This is a genomic window from Microcystis sp. M079S1 (assembly GCF_020246425.1).
Lineage (GTDB): Bacteria > Cyanobacteriota > Cyanobacteriia > Cyanobacteriales > Microcystaceae > Microcystis > Microcystis aeruginosa.
This window is the reverse complement of record NZ_JADBSZ010000148.1, coordinates 1-10,080: the sequence shown is the minus strand read 5'-3', so window position 1 is coordinate 10,080 and position 10,080 is coordinate 1. Positions and strand designations below refer to the sequence as shown.

Annotated in this window: 10 protein-coding genes; all 10 read right to left on the bottom strand. The window is 42.5% G+C overall.

The features are described from left to right. On the bottom strand, window positions 1-46 hold a 46-nt coding region (locus tag IM456_RS23295), incomplete at its 3' end, for a helix-turn-helix domain-containing protein (RefSeq protein ID WP_353737710.1). Window positions 47-311: 265 nt separating this feature from the next. Then, entirely contained in the window at window positions 312-1,094 is a 783-nt protein-coding gene (pstB, locus tag IM456_RS09925) for a phosphate ABC transporter ATP-binding protein PstB (protein ID WP_002745946.1), read from the bottom strand. 17 nt (window positions 1,095-1,111) lie between these two features. Next, on the bottom strand, window positions 1,112-2,035 hold the full coding sequence (gene pstA / locus IM456_RS09920; protein ID WP_149985280.1) for a phosphate ABC transporter permease PstA: 924 nt from the start codon (window positions 2,033-2,035) through the stop codon (window positions 1,112-1,114). Between the two features lie 2 nt (window positions 2,036-2,037). Then, window positions 2,038-2,973 (bottom strand): phosphate ABC transporter permease subunit PstC, encoded by a 936-nt coding sequence (gene pstC, locus IM456_RS09915; protein WP_149985281.1) that lies wholly within the window; start codon window positions 2,971-2,973, stop codon window positions 2,038-2,040. 92 nt (window positions 2,974-3,065) lie between these two features. Beyond that, window positions 3,066-4,091 (bottom strand): PstS family phosphate ABC transporter substrate-binding protein, encoded by a 1,026-nt coding sequence (locus tag IM456_RS09910; protein ID WP_081417876.1) that lies wholly within the window; start codon window positions 4,089-4,091, stop codon window positions 3,066-3,068. Window positions 4,092-4,418: 327 nt separating this feature from the next. Next, the gene (pstB, locus tag IM456_RS09905) at window positions 4,419-5,216 is read right to left on the bottom strand and encodes a phosphate ABC transporter ATP-binding protein PstB (protein ID WP_012265133.1); all 798 of its coding nucleotides are present in this window, start codon (window positions 5,214-5,216) and stop codon (window positions 4,419-4,421) included. A 98-nt stretch (window positions 5,217-5,314) separates the two neighbouring features. Next, the gene (gene pstB, locus IM456_RS09900; protein ID WP_147072034.1) at window positions 5,315-6,118 is read right to left on the bottom strand and encodes a phosphate ABC transporter ATP-binding protein PstB; all 804 of its coding nucleotides are present in this window, start codon (window positions 6,116-6,118) and stop codon (window positions 5,315-5,317) included. A gap of 219 nt (window positions 6,119-6,337) precedes the next feature. Beyond that, on the bottom strand, window positions 6,338-7,231 hold the full coding sequence (gene pstA / locus IM456_RS09895; protein WP_002797854.1) for a phosphate ABC transporter permease PstA: 894 nt from the start codon (window positions 7,229-7,231) through the stop codon (window positions 6,338-6,340). Window positions 7,232-7,622: 391 nt separating this feature from the next. Further along, window positions 7,623-8,582, bottom strand: a complete 960-nt coding sequence (pstC, locus tag IM456_RS09890; protein ID WP_149985282.1) for a phosphate ABC transporter permease subunit PstC — start codon at window positions 8,580-8,582, stop codon at window positions 7,623-7,625. Window positions 8,583-8,676: 94 nt separating this feature from the next. Further along, entirely contained in the window at window positions 8,677-9,798 is a 1,122-nt protein-coding gene (pstS, locus tag IM456_RS09885) for a phosphate ABC transporter substrate-binding protein PstS (protein WP_149985283.1), read from the bottom strand. Window positions 9,799-10,080: the final 282 nt, after the last annotated feature.

Genomic DNA, 10,080 nt, shown 5'->3' with positions numbered 1-10,080 from the left:
CTTGTGTTGGTGTGGGGTAAAATCGAAACGAGTAGGCTTTTTCCATGTCTCACATTTTAGCATATATTTCGTAAACGATGCTCATATTTAACAGTAAAGCCGTCGTAGAACGACGGGGTTTCAGACCCAAATTTTCGATGAACATTACCATTTAGCCACAGTCACCTTCTTTAACGGTGAAGTGGGAACGGTTTTCGGAGGACAATCGCAATTTGATGTCACCCTAGCGGAATTATTGCGGCAAAAAGCCAAGTTTTAGAGGAGAGCGTTGGGGAGATAATTGCTTTCTCTCCCCAAACAATTGCGATTTTTTAACCAAATCGACCGCTAATATATTCTTTTGTTTTCTCGTGAGTTGGTTCTTGAAACATAATTTTAGTTTGTCCAAACTCCATCAGTTCACCCAAATACATAAAAGCTGTGTAATCAGAAATCCGGGCTGCCTGTTGCATACTGTGGGTGACGATTAAAATGGTAACTTTTTCCTCTAATTTACCAATTAGTTCTTCTATACTATTAGTGGCGATTGGATCGAGAGCGGAAGTGGGTTCATCAAAGAGGATAATTTCAGGATCTGTAACTAAAGCGCGGGCAATACAGAGACGTTGTTGTTGTCCCCCCGATAAATCGTAGGCACTGGTGTTGAGACGATCCTTGACTTCATCCCACAAAGCGGCACCGCGCAAAGCTTCTTCTACTTTATAATCGATAAACTCCCGTTTTTTTTCGCCCCTAACCCGCAAACCGTAGGCGACATTTTCGTAAACAGATTTCGGGAAAGGGTTCGGTTTTTGGAAAACCATACCAATCCGCATCCGCACCTCGATCGGATCGACCTTGTGATCTAAAATATTGACTGTATCGATATAAATGCCCCCTTCGTAGCGATTAGCGGCATAAAGGTCGTGCATTCGATTAAAACAGCGCAAAAGCGTCGTTTTACCGCAGCCAGAGGGGCCAATTAGAGAGGTTACTTGTCTTTCGGGAATGGTGAGATTGATACTTCGCAAAGCGGGTTTATTGGTGCCAGCGTAGTAAAAGTCAAGGTTTCTCACCTCAGCTTTTGGTTGGAATTCTTTGATATTAGACATCATCGACGGAAAAATAGGGTTTACCATTTGATACCTTTGCGGAAACGATAGCGGACATAGATAGCTACAGCGTTCATACCGAGAGTCATCACAATCAACACTGTACCAGCGGCAGCCGCATTGACTTCAAATTCTGGCTCTGGACGAGAAACCCAGTTAAACATCTGGATAGGCATGACTGTAAAGGGTGCTTTCAGCCAATTAAAGTTAATAAAGGGAAAATTTGCTTGTAAAGGAGCATCGGGTAGAAAGGCAATAAATGTGAGCGCACCAATAGTAATCACGGGAGCCGTTTCTCCAATCGCTCTGGAAAGCCCGATGATCACACCAGTTAGGATACTACCGAAGGAGTAGGGAAGAATATGATCGGCGACTACTTGCCATCTACTTGCTCCCACGGCATAGGCCGCTTCCCGGAGACTGTTGGGTATTGCCCGAATTGCCTCTCTGGTGGTGACAATAACCACAGGTAGGATCAGCAAAGCTAGGGTTAAACCAGCGGCAATAATACTTTGTCCGAGATTGAATTGATAGACAAATAAACCGAGGGCGAGTAAACCATAGATAATTGAGGGAACACCCGCTAAATTAGTGACGTTAATCTCAATAATTGCTGAAAGCCAATTTTTCTTACTATATTCTTCCAGATAAATTCCCGCCGCAATACCGAGAGGAATCGCAATCAAAGCTGTTACCAACATCACTAACAAGGTTCCCACCCAAGCGGAAAGAATACCAGCTTCTTCAGGGTGACGACTAGGAAAAGAAGTAAAAAACTGGGGGGTAATGCGCGGCAACCCTGCCATCATCATCTGGGCGATCAGGATAAAGAGAATTAGGGTAGAAACAAAAATAATCAACAACCCTAAGCCAGAAAATACAGTGCTAATCAGCTTGCGCCGTTCAATATTAGCTCTTAAATTCGATAATTGTTCTTTTTCCATGATTAGTAAACCTCTCGATATTTTTTGGCGAGGAAATAACCGATAATATTAAAGATTAAAGTCAAAATGACTAGCATAATACCAGCGGCAAAAATTGATTGATACTCGATCGAACCGTGGGGTAAATCGCCTAAACTAACCTGAACAATATAAGCGGTAATGGTGGCCGCTTCACTAAAGGGATTGAAGGTTAAATTTGGCTGTAATCCTGCGGCGATCGCTACAATCATCGTTTCTCCCACGGCCCGGGAAACTCCTAAAATATAAGCGGCACTAATACCAGAAATAGCGGCAGGCAAAACCACATTTAAAGCAGTTTGTAAACGAGTTGCTCCGGTAGCGTAGGAACCTTCCCGGAGGGTCAAAGGTACGGCACGCATGGCATCTTCACTGATGGAACTAATCAGGGGAATAATCATTAATCCCATGACCAAACCAGCACTGAGCATATTAAATGAAGGTAAGTCAGGCAAAAAAGTTTGTAGGAAAGGGGTGACATTTAAAAAGGCAAAATAACCATAAACTACTGTCGGTATAGCCGCTAATAATTCTAGACAAGGTTTAACCACTTCTCGCAGACGCGGGGGGGCAAATTCACTGAGATAAATAGCGGCAATTGTTCCCAAAGGAATAGCGACAAACATCGCCACGCTCGAAGTGGTTAAGGTTCCCGAAAGTAGCGGTATAATACCATAACGAGGATTGGCAAAAAGCGGACTCCAAACCGTATCAGTTAGGAATTGAATCAGGGGAACTTTCTCGAAAAAATGCACGGATTCTACAATCAAAACCTCCATAATGCCGATAGTGGTGGCAACAGAGGAAAAAGCCGCCAAAAATAGAATAACTTCAATAATAGTTTCTTTGAGGTTGCGAATCTTTTTGGGAGTAGCTGCCTGAATCCAGACACTCTCTGATTTAATTTCTGGTTTAGTCATGCTTTAAATATCTAGTTGCTAGTTTTTTTAATTCAACTCCAAAAACGGGGAAGATAATCGCTTCCCCATTCCATTTATTGGCAGATAAGCAACTATTCTTTAGCTTCTAGCCGGACAATATCTTGGATGGTTAAACCCACCACATCTCGGCCGACGAATACACTCCCTGTTTTATTATTTCTAAAGTTTCTCATTACCGATTGATAGACATTAGCGGGTAAAGGAACATACTTAACTTCCCGGACTAATTTGGGAGCATTATTGATGAAAAATTCGACAAAACTTTTCACCTCTGGACGTTTAGCCGCATTAGCATTAACGTAGATAAAAACAGGACGGGAGAGGGGATTATATTTACCGTTGTTGACATTTTCTGCTGAGGGAGATATGGCTCCTTTGCCGTTATCAATGGCGAGGGCTTTCAGACGACCTTTATTCGCTTCATAATAGGCATAGCCAAAGTAACCTAAAGCGTTACGATCTCTGATAACTCCCTGCACTAGAACGTTATCATCTTCACTGGGGGTAAAGTCGGTGCGACTTTTCTTCGATTCACCGACAATTGCCTCGGTAAAGTAATCGAATGTTCCCGAATCCGCACCTGGTCCGAACAGTTTTAGGTTGGCATTAGGCCATTTAGAATTAACTTGATTCCACTTAGTGATCTTGCCTTGAGCAGCTGGTTCCCACATTTTTTTCAGTTCAGAAACCTTGATGCTATTAAGGGGATTTTGTTTATTGACTACCACTGTTAAAGCATCAAAAGCGATCGGCAATTCTAAGAATTTAACGCCATTTTTAGCGCACAATTGACGCTCAGAATCCTTAATTGGACGAGAAGCATTAGAAATATCCGTTTCACCAGCACAGAATTTTTTAAAACCGCCACCTGTTCCCGAAATACCGACAGTTACCTGTGTCTGACGATTTATCTTTTGAAATTCTTCCGCTACTGCTTCTGTAATTGGGTAAACGGTGCTAGAACCATCAATTTTGATAGTATTGCGGCTTTGGGAATTAACCGCCGGGATGGTGAGAGCTAGGGCCGCTCCTACTGCCGCTAAACCAGCGCTGATTGTCCATCGATTTAGTTTGAATTGGAAATTCTGCATACTCATTTCGCTAATTATTGCTGATTCGGGAATAAAAAAATTAACTCTCAGGTTGGATTATACCTGAAACCCTAAAATTATGATCAATTATTTAGTTAACTTAAGGTTAAGATTTAGCTTGGTTAAATTTAGTTTAATTTTAGGTTAATTAAGCTTAACTTAAACAAATATCTCTCACATTTTTTGTTATTTAAATTAGTTGATGACCACCTTATTCCAAATTAAAGTCAGTCAAAACGCTCAATAATGTAGTTTTATTAGATAATAACCAGAAAAAATCAGAACAAGTTGATTAACTCATTCCGATAATTTATCTCAAAAAGACTAAAGTAATTAACCAAAACGACCGCTAACATAATCTCTAGTGGACTCTTGAGCGGGATTTTGAAAGATAACCTCGGTGCGATCATATTCCACTAAATAACCTACTTTACCGCCTTTTGGGGTCGGTTCAGCATTATAAAAAGCCGTTAAATCAGAAACCCGCGACGCTTGTTGCATATTATGAGTAACAATAACTATAGTATATTGGGTTTTCAATTCGTGAATTAATTCCTCAATTTTTAGGGTAGAAATTGGATCGAGTGCCGCACAGGGTTCATCCATTAAAACAACTTCCGGTTTAACCGCAATAGCGCGGGCAATACATAACCTTTGTTGTTGTCCCCCCGATAAAGCTAAACCACTTTCTTTGAGTTTATCTTTAACATCATCCCAGAGAACGGCTTTTTTTAAAGATTCCTCTACTAATTGATCCATATCGCCGATGTAACCATTTAAGCGCGCCCCAAAAGCGATATTTTCATAGATAGATTTAGGGAAAGGATTCGGTTTCTGAAAAACCATACCAATACGACTGCGTAACCCGATAGGATTAACGGAATTACCATAAATATCTTGACCGCGAAAGGTAACTTTTCCCTCAATTTTGGCACTTTTAACCAGATCATTCATGCGATTAAAACAGCGCAAAACCGTACTTTTCCCGCAGCCAGAAGGACCGATAAAAGCGACCGCTTTTTTCTCAGGAATATCAAGGTTAACATCACGAACAGCGAGATTAGAACCGTAGTAAACATTTAAGTTTTTGGTTCTCAAAACCGCATCGGTAACAACATCGGTACTATACATAATTTTCAAAGGAATAGGTGTTGGGTAAAAGGGAAAAGGGAGAGGAGGAGAGGGAAGAAAAAAGCTGATAACTGATAACTGATAACTGATAACTGGATTTAGCCAAAACGTCCACTAACATAATCTTTAGTTGCTTGTTCTTGAGGATCACCGAAGATTTTGTCCGTATGATCAAACTCGACTAGATAACCAATTTTGCCACCTTTATCGGTGGCTTCAGCGTTATAAAAAGCCGTTAAATCTGCTACTCTTGTGGCTTGTTGCATATTGTGAGTAACAATAATAATCGTGTAACGTTCTTTTAATTCGTGCATTAATTCCTCAACTTTTAAAGTTGAAATCGGATCGAGTGCCGAACAGGGTTCATCCATTAATAATACTTCTGGTTGAGCGGCAATAGCACGAGCAATACATAATCTTTGTTGTTGTCCCCCCGATAGGGAAAAACCGCTTTCTTTCAGTTTATCTTTTACTTCTTCCCAGAGAGCAGCCCGACGCAAGGAAGTTTCTACTAATTCATCCAAATCACCTTTATAACCATTTAAGCGCGCTCCGTAAACCACATTATCATAAATGGATTTGGGAAAAGGATTAGGGCGCTGGAACACCATACCGATGTATTTTCTGACTTCGACCGGATCCACCTCTTGAGAGTAAATATCTTGGTTATGATAAAAAACTTTGCCGTCAATACGAAACCCGTGAATTAAATCATTGAGACGATTAAAACACCTGAGAATGGTACTTTTTCCACAGCCAGAGGGGCCGATAAAAGCTGTGACTTTATTTTTGGGAATATCGATGGAAACGTCTCGTACTGCTCGATAATTACCATAGTAAATATCAGCCTTATCGACCTTTAAAACGGTTCCTGTAGAATGGGTGTTAGAGTTAGTTAGCATAAATTATTTATTTCACTTGAATTTGGCTAATTGAGGAATTGGAAAGATAGGTGGATTTTTACTGAAATATCCCTTTTTGCTTTTTGCTTTTTCCTTGACTTAAGTAGGGAGGCACAATTATTTGTAGGATGGGTTAGCGGTAGCGTAACATGAGCGGGCGTTGGGTTTCATGCTTCAACCCAACCTACGTTCATCTTATATTTAATTCCACCCACCGACTTAATAGGTTTTCTGGCGCGTGGCTAAACGGGATAAAATGTTAGTTACCAACACCAAAAGCACCAGAATTAAAGCACCTGCCCAAGCTAATTGCTGTTGGGGGGCAAAAGGGGCAGTAGCAAAGTTGAAAACTAAGACCGAAAGGGTGGCAATCGGTTCAAAGACACCCCGGGGCCAAAAGTTAGAGAATAATGCCGTAAAAATTAAGGAGGCGGTTTCCCCAGCTGCCCTAGCGATCGCCAGAGTCACACCGGTTAAAATAGCGGGAACTGCGGCAGGAAGGACGATTTTTAGGACGGTTTGGTAGTTATAGGCCCCTAAACCCATGGCCGCCCAGCGGATGTCTTGGGGAACGATTTTTAAAGCCTCATCGGTGGTTCTAATAATAGTCGGTAACATTAACACCGCTAAACCGATCGAACCGGCAAGGGCAGAAAAGCCTAAAAGGGCTGTTCCTTCGCCAAATAAGGGGGCAACTAGCAAACCGTAGGCGAAAACCCCGACAATAATCGAAGGGACACCCGCTAAAACGTTGGTAGCAAAGCGCACACCCTGGGCAAGTTTATTATCACCGCTAAATTCCGAGAGATAAACCGCCGCTAAAACGCCAATGGGAACTGCGATCGCTGTGGCGAGGGCGACGACGATAATTGTCCCTAAAATGGCGTTAGCGATGCCTCCTCCTCCTAACCCCGGCGGTGGCGGTAATTTGGTAAAGAGATTGGCGTTTAAACGGCCCACCCCTTGCACAAAAACGAAGCCTAGGACGGCAAAGAGGGGAATCACGGTGACGGCTAAACATAAACCCGATAGGACGGTCATAATTGTCCCCAATAGCGATCGAGGACTACTCGGTTTCTTTTTGAGATTATTGCCTAAATTCGCACTATCCATATCAGTTATCAGTTATCAGTTATCAGTTATCAGTTATCAGTGAACAGTAAGTAGGTAGGTGTTAAAAGTTGTCAGACACCCCCCTTATCAAGGGGGGATTAAGGGTAGGGTTGATTCATGAATCAACCCTACTATGAATCAAGCCTAGGATTAAGGGGGGATTAAGGGAGGATCGAAGCTAAAATCCATTTTTAATTTAATTATAACCAGCTACTTAAACAGTAATCAGTTATCAGTAATCAGTGAACAGTAATCAGTTATCAGTGATTAGTAAACAGTGAAAAGTGAAAAGACAGCAGTAAACTGCCATTTGATGATGAACACTTAATACACAATGCTCACTTAATACTCAAAACTCAAAACTGATAACTGATAACTGACGAAAGATGGCTTAATACTTAGCTTTGACGCGATTAACGATTAATTCTGCGAAGATATTGACTACTAGGGACAAAACCAAGAGAACAAAACCTGCATACATTAAAGCTGATACTTGCATTCCCGATGCTTCGGCGAATTGGTTAGCCAATAAGGAAGCGATCGTGTTAGCAGGGGCGAGAATAGAGGCACTAATGCGGTTAGAATTGCCGATAATCATCGTTACTGCCATGGTTTCCCCTAAAGCGCGCCCTAAAGCTAACATAATCCCCCCGACAATCCCAGAAAAAGCGGCGGGAATTAATACCCGAAAAATCGTTTCCCAACGGGTGGCCCCCAAACCTAGGGAAGCTTGCCTTAGATCCGGCGGTAAAGCGGCCAAAGAGTCGCGAGAGATAGCGATAATAATCGGCAGGATCATAATTGCTAAAATAACCCCCGCCGGTAACATCCCTGGACCCCCTAAAGGAGTACTAAACAGAGGAATCCAACTAAAATTAGCATTTAGCCAGTTACCAAGGGGTCTGAGTATAGGAATCAGCACGAAAATACCCCATAATCCGTAAACAACACTGGGAATAGCGGCCAAAAGTTGTACGAGAAAAACCAAAATTGTCCGCGCATTTAAGGGAATAAAATCTTCGCTTAAAAAAATGGCTGAACCGATACCGAGGGGAACAGCAATCAGGAGGGCAATCAGAGAACTAACGAGAGTTCCGTAGATAACGGGCAGAACTCCGAATTCTTCGCGACCGCGCACGGGATTCCAAGCACTACTGGTCAAAAATCCCAGACCAAAGGTTTGAATCGCCGGTAAAGCCCGAATAAAAATCACTAGGGCAATTAGGAGCAAAATTACCCCAATGGCGATGGCAAAGGCGGTAGTTAATCCAACAAAGCCTTTATCGAGGATTTTTTCCGATTCTGGACGTTCTTTAAAATTTGAGTCGGGTGAAACTGTGGGCGCACTCATGATTAGGGTTTAAATCCAGCTAGTTTGCGGTAGCTAAGGTCGAAATTGGCCTTTCTCCACTATTATTGTAACTTTGAATACATTTTTTCGGCTACTAATCCACCTTGATTGTGTAATCGGGATAGATGACATCGGCGGCGGCGGCTACTCGTTCCCGGACATTTTTCGGTAGGGGAATATAACCAAGGGCGGCGGACTGTTCCTGTCCCTGATTGAGTCCAAATTCGATCATCGCCTCCATAGCTAAAGCTTTTTGGGGATCGTTGTATTTTTTATAAACCAACATCCAACTATAGGTGACAATGGGGTAGGAATTTTCCCCCGGGGGATCAACGATAAAAGCCCGCAGATTTTCGGGTAATTCCACCGTGGCTAAGGTGGCAGCGGCGTTAGTTTCATTGGGGATAACGAATTGACCGGCTTGGTTTTGTAAAGTGGCCATGGGCAGCTTATTATTTTTAGCGAAACCGTACTCGATATAGCCAATCGAGCCTTGATTTTGTTGAATTAGGGCAGTTACACCTTCATTTCCTCTACCGCCGAGAAATTTACCTTTTTTGGTCGGCCATTGTACGGCTTTTCCTTCACCGATACTTTTTTTCCATTCGGGACTAACGGCGCTTAAAAACTTAGTAAAAACTCCCGTCGTCCCGCTACCGTCTGCCCGGTGAACTACGGTAATTTCTTCATCGGGTAGTTTTAAATCGGGGTTATCGGCGGCGATTTTGGCATCGTTCCAACGGGTAATCGTGCCTAAAAAGATGCCTATATATGCTTCTCTGCTTAGTTTCAGCCCTTCTACTCCGGGCAAATTATAAGCCATAACGATGCTTCCCGCCGTCATCGGTAGCAGTAAAACCCCGCGGCTAACTCTCGCCATATCCTCGTCACTCATGGCCACATCGGAAGCGCCAAAATCGATCGTACCTTGAATAAATTGTTCGACTCCCGCCCCGCTACCGGTAGATTGATAGTTAATTAGCAGTTTAGAAAATAGTTGATTGATGGTGACAAACCAGTTTTGATATAGGGGTGCAGGAAAAGAAGCGCCCGCACCATTGAGGGCGACCTCTCCTTGCAGAGGAACTTGGGCGATCCTATTGCTTCCCTCTCCACTGGTTCCCGCCGTATCGCCGCCACCACAAGCGGTTAAAGTCGCTGTTAAAGTCGCTAGGGATAAGGCTGTTAGTAAATTGGTCTTGTTTCTGCTGGGCATAGGATTAATTTTGATCCGTAAACTGCCTTAAATTTTACGCTAAAACCTACCACGCCTTGGTAAAGAATAGGTTAAGAAGTGAATAAGAAAATATAATGTATTGTCAAGAAAAATTTTCTCGATAACTAGACAAAAATCTCAACTTCTTTTACTATTTATTTTGACTAAACATTAGTTTTAAGTAGGGAGGCACAATTATTTGTAGGATGGGTTAGCGGTAGCGTAACATAATCGGGCGTTGGGTTTCATGCTTCAACCCAACCTACGTTCTTCTTTTACTAT